Source organism: Streptomyces sp. NPDC057249 (assembly GCF_042669245.1).
Taxonomy (GTDB): Bacteria; Actinomycetota; Actinomycetes; order Streptomycetales; family Streptomycetaceae; genus Streptomyces.
Genome location: NZ_JBHUXS010000007.1, coordinates 242,532 through 258,103, shown reverse-complemented (window position 1 = coordinate 258,103; position 15,572 = coordinate 242,532). Strand labels below are relative to the sequence as shown.

Annotated in this window: 13 protein-coding genes and 1 tRNA gene; 3 read left to right on the top strand and 11 right to left on the bottom strand. The window is 73.2% G+C overall.

The window, feature by feature from the left end; genetic code table 11:
- Positions 1-97: 97 nt before the first annotated feature.
- From ehuA to ehuB, 4 genes are read right to left on the bottom strand one after another with little or no spacing between them, the layout of a single operon-like run.
- Entirely contained in the window at positions 98-949 is an 852-nt protein-coding gene (ehuA, locus tag ACFUJY_RS15740) for an ectoine/hydroxyectoine ABC transporter ATP-binding protein EhuA (protein WP_383299102.1), read from the bottom strand.
- Positions 939-1,583, bottom strand: a complete 645-nt coding sequence (gene ehuD / locus ACFUJY_RS15735; RefSeq protein ID WP_383299099.1) for an ectoine/hydroxyectoine ABC transporter permease subunit EhuD — start codon at positions 1,581-1,583, stop codon at positions 939-941. Before ehuD ends, ehuA begins: the two co-directional genes overlap by 11 nt.
- Complete coding sequence (gene ehuC / locus ACFUJY_RS15730; RefSeq protein ID WP_383299097.1) at positions 1,580-2,314, bottom strand: ectoine/hydroxyectoine ABC transporter permease subunit EhuC; 735 nt, start codon at positions 2,312-2,314, stop codon at positions 1,580-1,582. Before ehuC ends, ehuD begins: the two co-directional genes overlap by 4 nt.
- Before the next feature lie 19 nt (positions 2,315-2,333).
- On the bottom strand, positions 2,334-3,236 hold the full coding sequence (ehuB, locus tag ACFUJY_RS15725; protein ID WP_383299094.1) for an ectoine/hydroxyectoine ABC transporter substrate-binding protein EhuB: 903 nt from the start codon (positions 3,234-3,236) through the stop codon (positions 2,334-2,336).
- Between the two features lie 351 nt (positions 3,237-3,587).
- Here ehuB and ACFUJY_RS15720 point away from each other — a divergent pair, with 351 nt between their 5' ends.
- Together ACFUJY_RS15720 and ACFUJY_RS15715 are read left to right on the top strand one after the other, a co-directional pair.
- A complete protein-coding gene (locus ACFUJY_RS15720) occupies positions 3,588-4,370 on the top strand; it encodes a decarboxylase (protein ID WP_383299091.1) in 783 nt (260 codons plus the stop codon).
- Between the two features lie 112 nt (positions 4,371-4,482).
- The gene (locus ACFUJY_RS15715; protein WP_383299089.1) at positions 4,483-5,595 is read left to right on the top strand and encodes an LLM class flavin-dependent oxidoreductase; all 1,113 of its coding nucleotides are present in this window, start codon (positions 4,483-4,485) and stop codon (positions 5,593-5,595) included.
- Between the two features lie 3 nt (positions 5,596-5,598).
- On the opposite strand, the gene ACFUJY_RS15710 is transcribed toward ACFUJY_RS15715, so the two are convergent.
- On the bottom strand, positions 5,599-7,446 hold the full coding sequence (locus ACFUJY_RS15710) for a putative bifunctional diguanylate cyclase/phosphodiesterase (RefSeq protein ID WP_383299086.1): 1,848 nt from the start codon (positions 7,444-7,446) through the stop codon (positions 5,599-5,601).
- Positions 7,447-7,874: 428 nt separating this feature from the next.
- On the opposite strand from ACFUJY_RS15710, the gene ACFUJY_RS15705 reads away from it, so the two are divergent.
- Positions 7,875-9,116 carry a M6 family metalloprotease domain-containing protein gene (locus tag ACFUJY_RS15705; protein WP_383299083.1) on the top strand — a complete coding sequence of 414 codons (1,242 nt, stop codon included), beginning with the start codon at positions 7,875-7,877 and terminating at the stop codon, positions 9,114-9,116.
- Positions 9,117-9,176: 60 nt separating this feature from the next.
- Here ACFUJY_RS15705 and ACFUJY_RS15700 read toward each other — a convergent pair.
- From ACFUJY_RS15700 to ACFUJY_RS15675, 6 genes are all read right to left on the bottom strand, one after another.
- Positions 9,177-9,250: transfer RNA gene (locus ACFUJY_RS15700), tRNA-Lys, on the bottom strand.
- Complete coding sequence (locus ACFUJY_RS15695; protein ID WP_383299080.1) at positions 9,241-9,936, bottom strand: bifunctional DNA primase/polymerase; 696 nt, start codon at positions 9,934-9,936, stop codon at positions 9,241-9,243. Before ACFUJY_RS15695 ends, ACFUJY_RS15700 begins: the two co-directional genes overlap by 10 nt.
- A gap of 131 nt (positions 9,937-10,067) precedes the next feature.
- A complete protein-coding gene (locus ACFUJY_RS15690) occupies positions 10,068-10,409 on the bottom strand; it encodes a hypothetical protein (protein ID WP_383299077.1) in 342 nt (113 codons plus the stop codon).
- A gap of 144 nt (positions 10,410-10,553) precedes the next feature.
- A complete protein-coding gene (locus ACFUJY_RS15685) occupies positions 10,554-11,888 on the bottom strand; it encodes an AAA domain-containing protein (RefSeq protein ID WP_383299074.1) in 1,335 nt (444 codons plus the stop codon).
- The gene (locus ACFUJY_RS15680) at positions 11,885-13,504 is read right to left on the bottom strand and encodes a hypothetical protein (RefSeq protein ID WP_383299071.1); all 1,620 of its coding nucleotides are present in this window, start codon (positions 13,502-13,504) and stop codon (positions 11,885-11,887) included. Before ACFUJY_RS15680 ends, ACFUJY_RS15685 begins: the two co-directional genes overlap by 4 nt.
- Positions 13,505-14,566: 1,062 nt before the next feature.
- A complete protein-coding gene (locus tag ACFUJY_RS15675) occupies positions 14,567-15,538 on the bottom strand; it encodes a phosphatase PAP2 family protein (RefSeq protein WP_383299413.1) in 972 nt (323 codons plus the stop codon).
- Positions 15,539-15,572 lie beyond the last annotated feature (34 nt).

Below are 15,572 nucleotides of genomic sequence, written 5' to 3'. Positions count from 1 at the left end.
GGGGTGCGGCGGACTCGTGGGTGCGCCCCGGCGCTGTCAGCAGGGGCGCACCCGCTTGGCATATGCCGCCGTCATGAGCGAGCGACGGATGCCGAGGTCACAGCACTGCGTTGAGGAATTCGCGCGTGCGTTCGTGCGAGGGATCGGAGAAGATTTTTTCCGGCGAACCGGACTCCACGACCCGCCCGGCGTCGAACATCAGCACCTTCTCCGAGACGTCCCGGGCGAAGCTCATCTCGTGGGTCACGCAGACCATCGTGATGTCGGTGTTCCTCGCGATGTCCGTCAGCAGCTCCAGCACCCCCGCCACCAGCTCCGGGTCGAGCGCCGAGGTCACCTCGTCCAGGAGCAGGATCTCCGGCTCCATCGCCAGCGCACGGGCGATCGCGACCCGCTGCTGCTGCCCGCCGGACAGCTGCGAGGGGTGCGCGTCGACCTTGCCGGAGAGCCCGACCAGGTCCAGCAGCTCCCGGGCCCGGGTCTCCGCCTTGTCCCGGTCCATGCCGAGGACGTTGACGGGCGCCTCGGTGATGTTCTGGAGCACCTTCATGTTGGGGAACAGGTTGAACTGCTGGAAGACCATGCCGATCTTCCGGCGGGCCGCGCGCAGGTGCTTCTCGGAGGCGGGCTTCAGCGAGCCGTCGGGCGTCCGGAGGTGCGTCAGCGGCTCGCCGTTGACCCAGATCACGCCGTCGCTGACCCGCTCCAGCGTCATCAGCAGCCGCAGGATCGTCGTCTTGCCCGAGCCGCTGGGCCCGATCAGGGTGACGTGCTCGCCGCGCTCGACCGTGAAGTCAAGCTCGTCCAGGACCGTGTGGTCCCCGTAGCGCTTGACGACCTTGTCGAAGCGGACGAGCGGGTGCCCGTCGTCCTTGGACACGGCGACGGGCACGACGTCCTCGGGGGCCGCGGCCGCGTTCTTCTGCAGGGGGAGGGGTTCAGTGGCCAAGGCGCTTCTCCAGCTTCCTCATCAGGAGGGACGTGGGGTAGCTCGCGACCAGGAAGATCAGGCCGGCGAGCGTGAACACCTCGGTGAAGACGAAGTGCGTGGAACCGTAGTCGCGTGCCTCGAAGACCATCTCGTGCACGGTGATCACGGCGAGGAAGGGTGTTTCCTTGAACATCGAGATCGCGTAGTTGCCGAGCGCGGGCACCACGTTGCGCACGGCCTGCGGCAGGATCACCGCCTGCCAGGTCCGCCGGACGGGCAGCGAAAGGGCCCGGCACGCCTCCCACTGCCCCTTCGGCACGGCGTCGATCCCGGCGCGGTACACCTCGGAGGTGTACGTGGCGTAGTGGATGCCCAGCACCACGATGCCGACGGTCAGCGGCTCCACGGAGGTGAACAGTGCCGCCGCGCCGACCAGCTGGACGATCAGCGGGGTGGAGCGGATGAACTCCATCACCGCCTTCACCGGCACGGTCACCAGCCGGCTCGGGGCCCGGCCCGCGACCGCGATGGCCAGCCCGAGCACCGCGGCGACCAGGGTGCCGAACACCGTGGCCAGCAGGGTGGTCCAGAACCCGTCCAGGAGCAGGGGGAACGCCTCGCGGACCGCGCCCCAGTCGAAATCGTTGTTCACCTGGCACCTCCGGCCTGGGCGGCGGACACGGCGCTACGGCTCTTCAGCAGGCTCTTCCCGCCCGCCGCCAGACCGAGCCGCCGCTTGGCGGACCGCTCCAGCAGGTTCATGAGCAGGGTCAGCGCGTAGGCCATGACGAAGTAGCAGACCAGCAGCGTCGCGTAGGCGGCGAGGGTCTCGCCCGTACGGGTGCGGAGCTTCTCGATGGCGGTCATCAGGTCCGCCGCCGAGATCAGCCACAGCAGCGGGGTCGCCTTCAGCAGCTGGATCAGCAGGTTGGTGAACGACGGGATCATCTGCACCCACGCCTGCGGCAGGATCACCTTGCGCATGCGGTGCAGCGGCGACATGTTCAACGCCAGCGCCGCCTCGTACTGCCCGCGCGGTACGGAGTTGACCGCGCCGCGCACCACCTCGGCGCCGTACGCCCCGTAGTTGAGGCCGAACGCGAGCACCCCGCAGACCAGCGGCGTCAGCGTGTACCCGGTCAGCTGCGGCATCGCGTAGGCCAGCCAGAACAGCTGCACGTACAGCGAGGTGCCGCGGAAGAACTCCACCACCACACGGGAGACCCCGCGCGACAGCATGAGCCGGCTGAGCGACATCAGGCCGAGGACGAACGACAGGAGCAGCGCCGCCAGGGCGCCGAACACCGTGGCCTCCAGGGTCACCCACAGGCCGGACCGCAGCTGCGGTAGATCGTCGGCGAAGGCCGAGAAGAAATCATTCATGCGGTGGGTACCGTCCCCGTCAGCCCTTGCACAGATCGGCCGTCTTCAGCGTGGCCGGCGGCAGTTCGGTCGCGCCGAAGCCGTAGTCGCGCAGCAGCTCCACATAGCGGGACTTGTCGGCGACGATCTTCTTCAGCTCGCGGTTGAACGCGTCGCGCAGCTCCTCGTTGCCCTTGCGGAAGACCGCGCCGCCGGGGCTGTACTGCTTCTCGCCGTTCAGCTCGGGCAGGAAGGCTTCGGTGACCTCGGTGCCCTCGTTGGTCTTGGCGAGCCAGCGCAGCGAGATCCCGGTCAGCAGGAACGCGTCGACCCGGCCGCCCTTGACCGCGTCCGCGCCGTCCTGCGGCTTCTGGAGCGTCTTGATCTTGCCCTCGGGGATGCCGGCGCCCTTGGCGTACGAACCCTCCACCGCGCCCGCCATCACACCGATGGTGATGCCGGCCTCCTTCGCGGAGGCGAGGTCGGTGACCTTCTTCGGGTTGCCCTTCTTCACCATCATCGCGGTCGGCGAGATGAACTCCGGCTCCGAGAAGAGGGCGTTGGCGCAGCGCTCCGGGGTGATCGCCATACCGGCGCTGACCACGTCGTACTTGCCGGCCTTGAGACCGGGGATCAGGCTGTCCCACTCGGAGAGGGTGGGCTTCAGCTCGTCGACACCGAGCGCCTTGAAGATCTCGCGGTGCAACGTGGGCGCCTCGCCCTTGAGTTCCTTGCCCTCCATGTAGCCGTACGGCGCCTCGTCCGCGTAGGCGACCCGTACGAATCCCTGCTTGCGGAGCTTCTCCAGCGCGCCTTCGCCGTCGGCGGAGCCCTCACCGGTCTTGCTGCACGCGGCGAGGAGGCCGGGGACGACGAGCAGACCGCCCACCGCTGCCGATCGGTTGAGAAATCCCCGGCGGGACAGGTTCGGGAAGTCAGCCATGGTCGCAATCTCCTGAAGCAGTCGAACAGTCCGGACAGGCTTGGCGCCTGCCCGATCCGGGGCTTCTATGCAGGAAGAAAGCGCATGTAATCGAACGGTGGCCGGAGGGTGACCTTCCCGTGTCCGGTGGCAGGCCGGTAGGCGGAGATTGCGCGGGGATGTCCCGTAACCCGGCTCCGTACCGCGACGGGTGCCCGCGAGGCCGCCGTTCATGCGTGCCGGGCCGTCGCGCCCGCGTGCTCGGGGCGATATCCGGGCCGGATGGCGGAATACTGGAACAGGAGCGGGGAAACCGGTCAGTGCCGCCGCGGTTCCGCGCGGCACGGACGCAGGCGCAGAGAAAGGGTGGACATGACGACCGTCGGATTCCTCTACCCGGGCCACTTCGCCGAGGACGACTACCCCCGCATGGAGATCCTCCTCGACAGCACCATCAGACTCGTCGTCCACCACACCGAGAGCCCGGACGCCGCCTACCGCGAGGAGGCCCTGAGCGCCCTGGGCACCCCCGGCCGGCTCGCCGCGGGCATCGAGGAGCTGCAACGCTCCGGGGTCCAGTCCATCGTCTGGGCCTGCGACGGCGGCAGCTTCCTGTACGGGTGGCAGGGCGCCCACGACCAGACCGCGGCCCTCGCCCGGGCGGCGGGCGTGCCCGCGTCCAGCACCTCGATCGGCTTCGTGCACGCGGTGCGGAAGCTGGGCGCCGAGCGCGTCGCCGTCGCGGCGACCTACCCGGAGGCGGTCGCCGAGCGGTTCGCCGCGTTCCTCCGGGAGACCGGCATGGAGGTGACCGGCCTCCACGCCGCGGGCCTCACCGAAGCCGCCGGGGCCGCCTCCTGGGGCGCGGAGCAGGTGCTCGAACTGGCCAGGGCCGCGGACCGCCCCGACGCGGAGGCGGTCCTGATCCCCGACACGGCCCTGCACACCGTCGCCCACCTCCCCGAGCTGGAGGAGGCGCTGGGCAAGCCGGTCCTCACCGCGAACCAGGTGGCGGCCCGCGAGGCCCTGCGCCTGGCCGACCGCCCGGCCTGGGCCCCGAGGCTCGGCGCGCTCTTCGCCCACCGCGAGCAGCCGCCGGCCCCGGTGACCCGGGGGAGCGGGAGGGCGTACGCGCACGGGAAGAAGAGCGCGTAGAGGGGCGCCCGGAACAGCGCGGAGGTGCTCGCCCGGGAATAAACGGAGCCATCCTCCTGTTGAGGCTCTCCGGACAGACGAGGCATTGAGCGCACCACCGGAGAGGCCAGACGTGGACGAGATTCGAGGCGACGAGATCCAGGGCGACGAGATCCGCGGCACGGCCCGGGGCACCGCCCCCGTGCCGCTGTCCGTGCTGGACCTGGTCACCGTCGGCCAGGGCCGCACGGCGAGCCAGGCCCTGCGCACCGGCGTGGAGATCGCCCGGCTGGCCGAGCGCCGGGGCTTCCACCGCTACTGGGTCGCCGAGCACCACTCGATGCCCGGCGTCGCCTCCTCGTCCCCGGCCGTCATCCTGGCCCACACCGCCGCCCGCACCGAGCGCATCCGGCTCGGCTCGGGCGGTGTCATGCTGCCCAACCACGCCCCGCTCGTCATCGCCGAGCAGTTCGGCACCCTGGAGGCGATGGCCCCCGGCCGCGTCGACCTCGGCCTGGGCCGCGCCCCCGGCACGGACGGGGCCACGGCGGCGGCGCTCCGGCGCACGGACCGGCTGAACGAGGGGGCGGATGATTTCCCGCAGCAGCTCATGGAGCTGACCCGGTTCCTGGACGACGACTTCCCCGACGGCCACCCCTACGCCCGCATCCACGCGGTCCCCGGACCCGTCCAGGCCACCGCCGAGGGCGGCGTCCAGTCCCCGGCGCGCCCGCCCGTCTGGCTGCTCGGCTCCTCCGGCTTCAGCGCCCGGCTCGCCGGGGTGCTCGGGCTGCCGTTCGCCTTCGCGCACCACTTCTCGGCCCAGAACACCGTGCCGGCCCTCGAGCTGTACCGGGACTCCTTCAAGCCGTCCACGGTGCTCGACGCCCCGTACGCCCTGATCGGCGTGGCCGCGCTGGCCGCCGACGACGAGCGGGAGGCGCGCCGCCAGGTGCTGACCGGCGCGCTGTCGATGCTCCGGCTGCGGTCCGGGCGGCCCGGTCTCGTACCGACGCCCGAGGAGGCGGAGGCGTACGCCTTCTCCCCGATGGAGCGCGAGTTCGTGGACAACTGGCTGGTCAACATCGTGCACGGCACCCCCGACGAGGTCCGCTCCGGCCTGGACGACCTGGCCAAGCGCACCGGCGCCGACGAGTTGATGATCACCGCCAACGCCCACAGCGGCGAGGCCCGGCTGCGCAGCTACGGCCTGATCGCCGACGCGTACGGCATGCCCGAGCTGTAGGGGTCACGCCCCCGGGGCGCGGGTTCCGATCAGTTCGGCGATGCGCTCCGGGGCCACCGGGCGCGAGTAGAGCCAGCCCTGTCCGGTGTCGCAGCCGATCCGGCGCAGCCGCTCCGCCTGGCCCGCCGTCTCCACGCACTCCGCGGTGACGGTCAGGCCCAGCCGGTGCGCCAGCTCCACCATGGCCTGGACGATCGTCTCGTCGGCGGGGCTGGGACGCGTGCCGTCCTCGTACCGGAAACCGCGCACGAACGCGCCGTCCAGCTTGAGCACGGACACCGGGAGGCGGCTCAGGTAGGCCAGGTTCGAGTAGCCGGTGCCGAAGTCGTCGATGGCGATGCGCACCCCCATGTCGCTGAGCGCCTGAAGGGCCCGCAGCGGCCGGCCGGCCGAGCCCATCACCGCGGACTCGGTCAGCTCCAGCTGGAGCAGCGCCGGGTCGAGCCCGGTCTCCGCCAGGATCTCGCCCACATCGGTGACCAGGTCGGAGTCCCAGACCTGGCGCACCGCGACGTTGACGCTGATGAACAGCGGCTGCCGCGCCGGGTGGTCCAGCTGCCAGCGTCTGGCCTGCCGGCAGGCGGAGCGCAGCACCCAGCGGCCGAGCTGCACGATCGAGCCGTCCTCCTCGGCGATCGCGACGAACCGATTCGGCGAGAGCATGCCGAACTCCGGGTGGTTCCAGCGCACCAGCGCCTCGACCCCGCGCACGACCCCGTCGGCCAGGCCGACCAGCGGCTGGTATTCGATGGTGAACTCGCCGCGCTCCACGGCCGGGCGGAGCGTGGACGACAGCGCCTGGCGGGTCATCCGGTGGGCGTTGCGCTCCGGGTCGAACAGGGTCCAGCGGGCCTTGCCGTCCGCCTTCGCCCAGTACAGCGTGGTGTCGGCGGCCTGCATGAGCCCGGTGGCGGACGTACCCGCGACGGGCCGCTCCACCACCCCGATCGACGCCGAGACCGCCAGCCGCTGCCCGCCCAGGTCGAACGGCTGCTGGAGGGCGCCCAGCACCGTGCCCGCGAGGCCGGTCAGCTGCTCGGTGCCGGTGGACTCCTCGACCAGGACCGCGAACTCGTCGCCGCCGAGCCGGGCCACCAGCGGGGCACCGGCCGGATGCGCCCCCTCCTGCTCGGCGCAGTCCGTGAGCCGGGCGGCGACGGCCGCCAGCAGCCGGTCGCCGACGCGGTGCCCGAGGGTGTCGTTGACCGCCTTGAAGCCGTCCAGGTCCAGATAGCAGAGCCCGACCCGGGAGCCGGCGCCGTCCTCGTGCGGCGGGGTGCGGAGCGCCGCCGACAGCCGCTCGAAGAACAGCGCCCGGTTGGGCAGCCGGGTCACCGGGTCGTGCATCTGGAGGTGGCGCAGCCGGTTCTGGAGCTCGCGCCGGTCGCTGACGTCCGCGACGGAGAGCAGCACCTGGCCGGGCGCGTCCCCGCGGTGCGCCTGCCGGGCGTCGGGCAGCGGGACGACGGTGATCTCGGCCCACAGCGAGCGCCCGTCGGGGTGCTTGAGGCGGCGGGTGCAGCGGAAGCGGGAGCGCCGGCCGTGCAGCACCTCGCGGTACGCGCGCCAGCCGCGGGCGTCCGCCGCGAGGTCGACCAGGTCGGCCGCCGACTGCGCGGTGAGCGCCGCCGCTCCGGTGCCCGTCAGCGCGCCGAGCGCCTCGTTGGCGGTGACGATCAGGCCCTCGTGGTCGACCACGGCCATCGGCAGGGTCGCGGCACGGAACGCGGCCCGGTAGTCGTGCGTCTCGTCGGCGGACGCGGCGGGCGGCCACGATGCGTGACTCTGCGTGATGCCGGGTCGCTGTGCGGAGGGCGCCTCGGGGTCCGGCCCTCCGGAGGTTGCGCTCACCGTTCGCTCCGCCCTGCAGTTCTGTCCCGGACACCTCTGACCGGACTGGCCCGCCGCGTGGAGTGCCGTCGTCAGAGGCGGAAACCGCGCAGGAAAGCGAGGTGAAGCATAGAGGGCGGGCCCGGGCCCGATCCAGCGCCCCGGCCCTCGGACGCCCCCTTCGAGACTCGCACGGCCCACGCGGACACCGATCCGGTTTGTCCCCACCTGATTGTTTCTGCGCACCTCTGTTCACTCCCGCTGCGCGGGTGATCGATTGTGACTGTCTGTGAAGGATGCGGGTGGGAGGGCGGCCGACACGACTGGGGGAGTCCAACGTGACGAAACGGCCATAAACCCACAAGGTGGACGGGAGGGTTCCAGGGTCCGTGCCCCGTGCCGGAGTCGTGCGCGGCCCCAGGTGTCCGCTCCCCGTACCGGAGGTAGATGTGCCGCGTCAGCCCGGGCCCTCAGGGGTGGAGAGGCCGAGTCCGCGCGGGCTGGCCGCCGGGCTGGTCTCGCTGCTGGCGCTCGCCGCCACCTCCCTCGTCGCCGGGCCCGCTGTCGCCGCCGCCGGGGACGCCGCCCCCTGCGCGCTGCCCCGCACCCCCGCGCACCACTCCCTCGGCGTCGACCGCTGGAACGGCGCCTACCCGCGCCCCGACCACGCCCTGGACGCGGTGATGGTCTTCCTCTCGTTCCCGGACGCCGAACCGGCCACCACCCCCGCCGAACTCACCGCGGACTACTTCCCGTCCACCACGCAGTTCTTCCGGCGCGCCTCGTACGGGAAGTTCACGCTGCGCCCGCACCCGCAGCGGGAGTGGATCCGGATGCCGAAGCCCTCGACCTGGTACGGCATACAGCGCGACTGGGCCAGCGACCGGCGCAGCGCCTATCTGCGCGACGCGGTCCGCGTGGCCGACGAGCGGATCGACTTCTCGCGCTACGACATCGTCTACCTCGTCGCCGACCCGGACGCCCCCGGCGTCGACTCGGACGCCACCAAGGTCGTCAACTTCGACCGGCCGCTGCGTGCCGACGGTACGGACATCAGGCGCGTCGTCACCGTCTTCGAACAGCACCCGCCGGACCACAACGTCCTCGCCCACGAGACCGGGCACGTCTTCGACCTGCCCGACCTCTACCACCGGCCCACCGACGGCAAGGGCGACTGGGACACCTACGTCGGCGACTGGGACGTCATGGGCAGCCAGTTCGGCCTGGCGCCGGACCTCTTCGGCTGGCACAAGTGGAAGCTGGGCTGGCTGGACGACCGGCAGGTGGTCTGCGTCCAGAGCGACCGCGTCGTCACCCTCGAACCGATGGCCGACGTGCCCGTGCCCGGCGCCTCGCTCGGCACCCGGCTCGCCGTGATCAGGACCGGCGAGGGCAGTGCGGTGGCCGTCGAGGCGCGCGCCTCCACCGGCAACGACCTCTCGACCTGCGCCGAGGGCGTACTGCTCTACCGGGTGCGCAACGAGACCCCGTCCGGCGGCGGCCCGGTCGAGGTGCTCGACACGCATCCGGCCAGCGACGCCTGCTGGGAGCGCTCGGTCTACCCGCCGCTGGCGGACGCGCCGCTGCGCGTCGGGGAGACGTACTCCGTGCCCGGCGCGCACGCCACGGTCGAGGTCGCCGACCGGACGCCCTCGGGCGCGTACACGGTCCGCATCACCACGGGGGCCTGACCGGGCCGGTGCCGGACGACGAAGAAGCCCCCCGCTTCCGCGAGGGGCTTCTTCCGTCTGTGCGCCGCCAGGGACTCGAACCCCGGACCCGCTGATTAAGAGTCAGCTGCTCTAACCAACTGAGCTAGCGGCGCCTGCTGACGTCGTAGACCTTAGCACTCGGATCGGTGAGAGGAAAAATCGAAATCCGGGGCGTCGGGGCGGGCGCCGACCGGGCCACCCGGACGCACGCCCACAGCAGCACGTCCGGACCCGGCAGCCACGGGGTCCGGGTGTCCGGGGCCACCAGCCAGCGGGGCCCCGCGTACTTCTCGCCGCAGGTCAGGGGCGGGACCGTCACCGCGTCCCCGGTGCCGTGGCAGAGCAGCGGGGGCACCTTCGTACCGCCGCCGTTCCGGCTCTGCGGGCCGCCGCCCCACTCCTCCCAGTCCAGCAGCGACGGCAGCCGCTGGGCCGTGCCGGGGGACGCGAAGAGCAGCATCCGGCCCCGGTGCGAGGCGACCGGACCCGAGCCCGGGCCGTCCGCCCACAGATGCTCCAGCATCCGGCGCCCGAACAGCGTGGGTACGTTCACCACGTCGAACGCCGTGCCGCACGGCAGGACCCCGGGCGCCGTCGGGTGCGACTCCCACTGGGCCAGGGCGCTGCGCGGATACGCCGTCGCCCCGGCCAGCCACGCGGCACCGGCCGCCGTGATCTGGGCCGTCTGGTTCCGCGCGGGCTCGCGCAGGGCGGCGAAGAGGTCCGCCTCGTGGCCGGCGGGGAGGCAGGGTCCGTCGCCGTGGTGCAGGGTCGTTTCGTCGGGCAGCCATGCGGTCATGTGCACAGGTCTACCCGGAGTGATCAACCGGATTCCGAGAGTTGCCGGAAATCGGGACAGAGGAACAGCGCGAGGAGTATGGTTCGCCCGGGCATATGCCGGTGGTGGTACCCGGGGGCCCGGCCCAGACCCTAGGGCTGCGGCGCGTTCAGCAGGGTGCGGCCGAACTCGACCATCTTCTTCGCGTAGTCCTCGGTCCACTCCGCGCGCTGCGCGATGTCCGCCGTCGTCAGCCGGTCGAACCGGCGCGGGTCGGCCAGCTGGGCCGCCGCCATCGCCTGGAACTCGACCGCACGGTCGGTCGCGGCGCGGAAGGCCAGCGCCAGCTCCGTCGCCCGGTCCAGCAGCTCCTTCGGATCGTCCATCGACTCCAGATCGAAGAAGTGCTCCGGATCCGAGACGGCCGCCGCCGGCTCGAAGAGCAGCGGTGCGGGGCGCAGCCGCCGCTGCTCGCCTTGTTCGGGTTGTGCCATGTGGTCTTCCTCCTCGGGCGGCCCGGGATGTCGCGGGTTCGAGTCCCGCCACTCGACGGCCACCCTTCATTGTCCTGTCGGCCGCAAGAGCGCATACGTCCCGACGCCGGGGCGTGCGCCGGCCCGGGCGCGCCCCCGGCGCACTCAACAACTCCAGCGCACCCGGTGTTCCGCCAGATGCGCCAGCACCGCGTGGTTCGCCTCCCAGCCGTCCGGGAACTTCACCGTGACGCCCAACTGGACCGGCTCCGTCGACGGATGCTCGTCCAGCAGGTCCGCGACGCCCTCCCGGCAGACCACGACGCACGCGTGCCGGTGGCGGGAGGCCAGGACGCACAGGCGGCCCGTCTCCAGGTGGAACGCCGTCGCGTCCGGCCGCCCGGACAGCGGGTGCAGCACCACCGTCACGTCGAACTCGCGGCCCTGGAGCCGGTTCGCCGTGTCCACCGCGACCCCCGTCACGCCCAGCTCCGCGAGGGCCGCGCGCACCGCCGCCGCCTGGTCGCGGTGGGCCGTGCCGACCGCCACCCGGTCCGCCGTCACCGGGGCCGGGTCCGGCGACCGCTCGCTGGTGGCCGCGCCGCCCCGGTCCAGCAGCCGGCGCACCACCCGGGCGACCGCCCGCACCGCCTCCGGGTCGGTGCGCGGGGTGTGCCGGGCCGGCAGTTCGAGCAGCCCCCAGCCGGACTCCGCCGCCTCGTCCAGCACCCGGTCCGCCGCCGACCCGTCCGACGCCACCCCGAAGGACAGCCGCCGGTCGCCGTGGTCCGTGCCGCTGCGGAACGGGGTGTACGGGTAGAACGCGTCCGACACCAGGGGCGCCGCCGACGCCGGGAGCCGCCAGGAGACCGGAAGCCGGTGCTGCGGCAGCTCCGGATTGTGCGCGAGCAGGGTGCTCACCGCGCTGGCCGACGGGTCGTAGCTCAGCCCCGCCCACTGGTCGGCGCCGACGATCGAGAACGGGTCCAGCTGGCCCGGGTCGCCCACGAACAGCGCCCGTTCGAAGAGCCCGGCCACGGCGAGCAGCGCGTCCGAGCGCATCTGGTACGCCTCGTCCACGATCGCGTGCCCCCACGGCTCCACGTCCTTCACATGGGCCCACTTCGCCGCCGTCGAGATGACCACGTCGAGCCCGGCCAGATCCGCCGCCTTCGCCGACTTGCGCACGTTGGCCAGGCCGTCGAGCACCTTGTCGTACGGATCGGAGTCGCTGCTGTGCAGCCGGCCCACCGGCAGCCCGGGGTCCTTCTCCGCGAGCCGCACCACCAGATCGTCCACCTGCGCGTTCGTCTGGGCGACCACCATCAGCGGGCGGCCCGCCGCGGCCAGCTCCAGCGCCGCGCGCACCACCAGCGTCGACTTGCCGGCGCCCGGCGGGGAGTCCACGACGACGCCCCGGGCCGTGCCGTTCAGCGTGTCGTCCAGGATCTTCGCGGTGGCCAGGCCCGCCGCCGCGCCCGGGTCGAATACGGCCGTCACAGAACGTCCTCCGGGGTCACGGGGTCGGGCAGCTCGGCCGCTTCGAGGCCGCCCGGCGGGCCGCCGTGGGTCCACGGCGTCTCCTCCGCGTCCGGCAGCTGCGGTCCGCCGCGCTGGTCGTGCTCGAACAGGGTCCAGGCGATCCGGTCGCCGGGCTCCGGGACCGACCCCGGGGCGGGCTCCTTGCCGCGCCCCATCCGGTCCGTGATCCGCAGCACCAGCGAAAGCCCGCCGTCCTCACCGTCCGCCCCGTCCGCCGGGCCGTACGCCACGAACTCGGCGCTCTGCGGCTTGCCGTCCAGCGAGCGGTAGACCTTCACGCCCGCGCCCAGCTGCGGGCGCTCCTCGGTGCGGACCGTGACCAGCGGGCGCGGCGAGGGCCGCTTCGACTCGCTGTACGCCATCTCCACCGCGCTCACCTCGGCGACGAACGCCTCCCCGGCGAGCCGGCGGCCCGCCAGGACGAGCGGGTCGTCCAGCGCCTCCTGCGCCTCCAGCTGCGCCTGGGCCGTCTCCCGGGCGGCCAGCTTGCGGGCGGCCGTCACCGCGTCGTCCCGGCGCGGCTGGGGCGGCTCACCGGAGCGCACCCGGTCGCGGTGGGCGGTGAACGACCAGCGGTCCCGGGTCCAGCGGTCCTCGGTCCTGGACCCCTCGGGCAGCTCCCGCAGCAGGTCCAGGCCCCGCCACACCGCGTCCCAGGTCGGCAGCAGCACCCCGGCGAGCAGTGCCCGGATCTCGCGCTCCGCCCCGGACAGCTCGGTCAGCCGGGCATCGGCGGCGAGCCCGTCCTCGGCCGCCGCGAACGAGGCGCGCGCCCGGTCGTACTTCTCGATCGCGGGGGCCAGCAGCCGGTTGTCGAAGTCCGGGTCGGTCGCCGGGCCGGCCGGCGGGCACAGCAGCTGCCCCGTCGCGTCCCGGGCCAGCTCGGCCCGGAGCGCCGCCTCCGCGCCGGACTCGCCGGCGGGCGGGTCGATCCAGGCGAGCAGGGCCCCCAGATGCTGGTCCTCAAGATTCGACTGGCCGGTCGCCCAGTGCCGGTTCAGGAGGTCCGTGCAGGCCAGCAGGAGGGAAGAGCCGGGAACCCGGGCCCGCTCCCCGTAATGCGTCAGCCAGCGCCCCAGCAGCGGGACCCGGGCGGGCGCCGGATACGGGGTGTCCGGGTCGTCCTCGGCGGTCCGCCGGAAGCGCATGGAACGGCCGAGCAGCCGGACGAACTCGATGCCCGCCCGGCTCGGGACGACGAGCTGCGCCGCGTCCACGCACAGCTCGGTCTCGACCTTGACCCGCTTCCCGGTCGCCGGGTCCGTCTCGCCCCGCTCGGCGGGCTCGATGACGTCCGCGTACGCCTCGATGTGCGGCAGGACCGCCTCGGCCAGCTCGGCCAGGAACGCGAACCGCAGGTCCCGGTCGCGCGGCTGGGCGACGGCCAGCAGCCGGGGCGCCTCCCGGTCCGTGCCGACGAGCGCGCCGAGCGGGGCGCCCGCCTCGCCCGCCGTGGTCAGCGGCACCAGGACGAGCGGCCGGTCGGTCAGCCGGCGGTGGCGCACGGTGGCCGTCGGCGTGGCCCGGCCGCTCTCCACGGCCTCCATCCGGGCCAGCGTGGTGATCAGCGACATGCGGCCCGCCCCTCCAGCGCGTCGGCGCGCAGGGCCGCCGCGCGGCGCAGGGCGGCGACCGCCGGATCGGCCGGATCGCCCTCCTTGCCCGCGGCCGCCGCCAGCACCCCGGCGACCGTCGTCAGGCCGCCCAGCTCGCCCCGCACCCCGCGCCCCAGCGCCTCCACGGCACCCTCGGCGCGCGCCCGGGCCCGGCAGTGGAACGCCAGCTCGCAGGCGGACAGGCACTCCGGCGCGTAGGCCGCGGCGACCGCCTCGACCGCCGACTCCAGCTCCCCGGGGGAGCGCTCCGGGTCGAACGAGGCGCCCTCGGGGAGGGCCGCCGCGATCTCCTCGACGCGGGTGAGCCGGGTCAGCTGGCGGCGGGTGACGGCGCGCTGTTTGCGTACGTCCATGACGGAGGCGGCCGGCAGGTTCGAGAAGTCCTTCGGGCAGACCAGCAGCACCCGGTGCCCCACCCGGGCCCCGTCGGTGACCTCCGCGACCCGTTCGAGCGCCAGCACGTACACCGCGGACTGGCGGGCGGCGGCGCCCACCTTCGCGGCGTCCGCCGAGCCGTCGATCATGGGGAACGACTTGATCTCGACCACGGTCCAGGTGCCGTCCGGGTGCACCACGACGGCGTCCGGCTCCAGATAGGCGGGGGACCCCGCCACCTCCAGGGCCAGCATCGGATGGTCGAGCAGCGCCCAGCCGCCCGCCTCCGTCGCCTCCCGCAGCGCGAGCGCGGTCCTGGCGGCGCGGCCCTCGGGCCCGGCGGCGGTCAGATCGGGCGTCGCCACCCCGCGCGGCGCTTCACCGGAGCCGCCGAGCCGCTCGTGCAGCAGGCGCATCAGCTCCGTACCGCCGTCGGCCTTGACCCGGGCCTCGAAGGCGTTGCCCCGCATGAAGGCGAACTGGGACTGGCCGAACGGGGCCGGTGAGCCCAGCGCGGAGGCGAGCGCGCCCTTGTCGACCCCGGCCCCGTCGAGCAGGGCGCGGCGCTTGCAGCCCGGGTTGGCGGCGAGGGCCGCGAGCGCGCGGGCGTCCAGCGGGCGCGGGGCGACCGCCGGACCTCTCAGCTCAGCGAGTCGCTGCCGCAGGGTCCCCGTCGGGGGTCCGTCCGGTCCGGTCGGCGCCGTCGGCCCGGGCAGGCGGGCCGGCCGCTGCTGCCGCGTCGGATGGTTCTGCGGAGGAGGTCCGCTGGCCGGGGATTCGCTCACCCGCCGAAGTCTCGCACCCGGCACTGACATCCGGGGACTCCGTCGTCGCGGAAGTCCGCGAGAAGCGGGGCAGGACCGCCGCCCTGACCCGGTCGGCGAGGCGCATCACGGGCCGGGCCAGCAGCGCCCCGACGCCCATCACGGCGCAGCCGGCCACCGCGTCGAGGAAGTAGTGGTTGGCGGTGCCCATCACGACGAACGTGGTGATCAGCGGGTACGCGATGCCCGCGGCGCGCAGCGCCGGGTGCTTGGCGTGCCGCCACAGCAGGATGCCGCACCACAGCGCCCAGCCGACGTGCAGGCTGGGCATCGCCGCGTACTGGTTGGTCATCCCGCCCATGCCGCGCGGCGCGCTCGCCTCCGTGCCCCACCAGCCGTACGAGCTGTACTGCGCCATCGTGTCCACGAACCCGTGCTTCGCGTCCAGCAGCCTCGGCGGGCACGTCGGCATCAGCGTGAAGCCGATCAGGCCGAGCATCGTGGAGGTCATCAGCCAGGTGCGGGCCCTGCGGTACGCGGCCGAGTGGCGCCGGAACATCCAGATCAGCACGGCCGGGGTGACCACGTAGTGCAGGGAGGCGTACGCGAAGTCGGACGGTACGCCTATGGAGGGGTGCGCCGTGAAGAGGCGGTTGAGCGGGTGTTCCGCGTTCAGGAACAGCGCCTTCTCCAGGCGCAGGATGCTCAGGCCGTGGTCGACGGCCGTGGACACGTCACCGCGCACGAGGAGCCGGCCGCCGGAGTACGCCCCGTACACCAGGGCCAGGAGCGGCAGCTCGGTCCACCAGCGGAGCCGGTGAAGCGGAGCGGGCGCGGTGGTGGCGTGCGGCATCCGGAGCTTCTCCATCATGTGTTCATGCGGCCGA

Coding starts and splice junctions, on each gene's coding strand:
- ACFUJY_RS15675 (WP_383299413.1), bottom strand. CDS start 15,538: ATGCCGCACGCCACCACCGCGCCCGCTCCGCTTCACCGGCTCCGCTGG.
- ehuB (WP_383299094.1), bottom strand. CDS start 3,236: ATGGCTGACTTCCCGAACCTGTCCCGCCGGGGATTTCTCAACCGATCG.
- ACFUJY_RS15680 (WP_383299071.1), bottom strand. CDS start 13,504: ATGTCGCTGATCACCACGCTGGCCCGGATGGAGGCCGTGGAGAGCGGC.
- ACFUJY_RS15695 (WP_383299080.1), bottom strand. CDS start 9,936: ATGACCGCATGGCTGCCCGACGAAACGACCCTGCACCACGGCGACGGA.
- ACFUJY_RS15690 (WP_383299077.1), bottom strand. CDS start 10,409: ATGGCACAACCCGAACAAGGCGAGCAGCGGCGGCTGCGCCCCGCACCG.
- ACFUJY_RS15720 (WP_383299091.1), top strand. CDS start 3,588: ATGACGACCGTCGGATTCCTCTACCCGGGCCACTTCGCCGAGGACGAC.
- ehuC (WP_383299097.1), bottom strand. CDS start 2,314: ATGAATGATTTCTTCTCGGCCTTCGCCGACGATCTACCGCAGCTGCGG.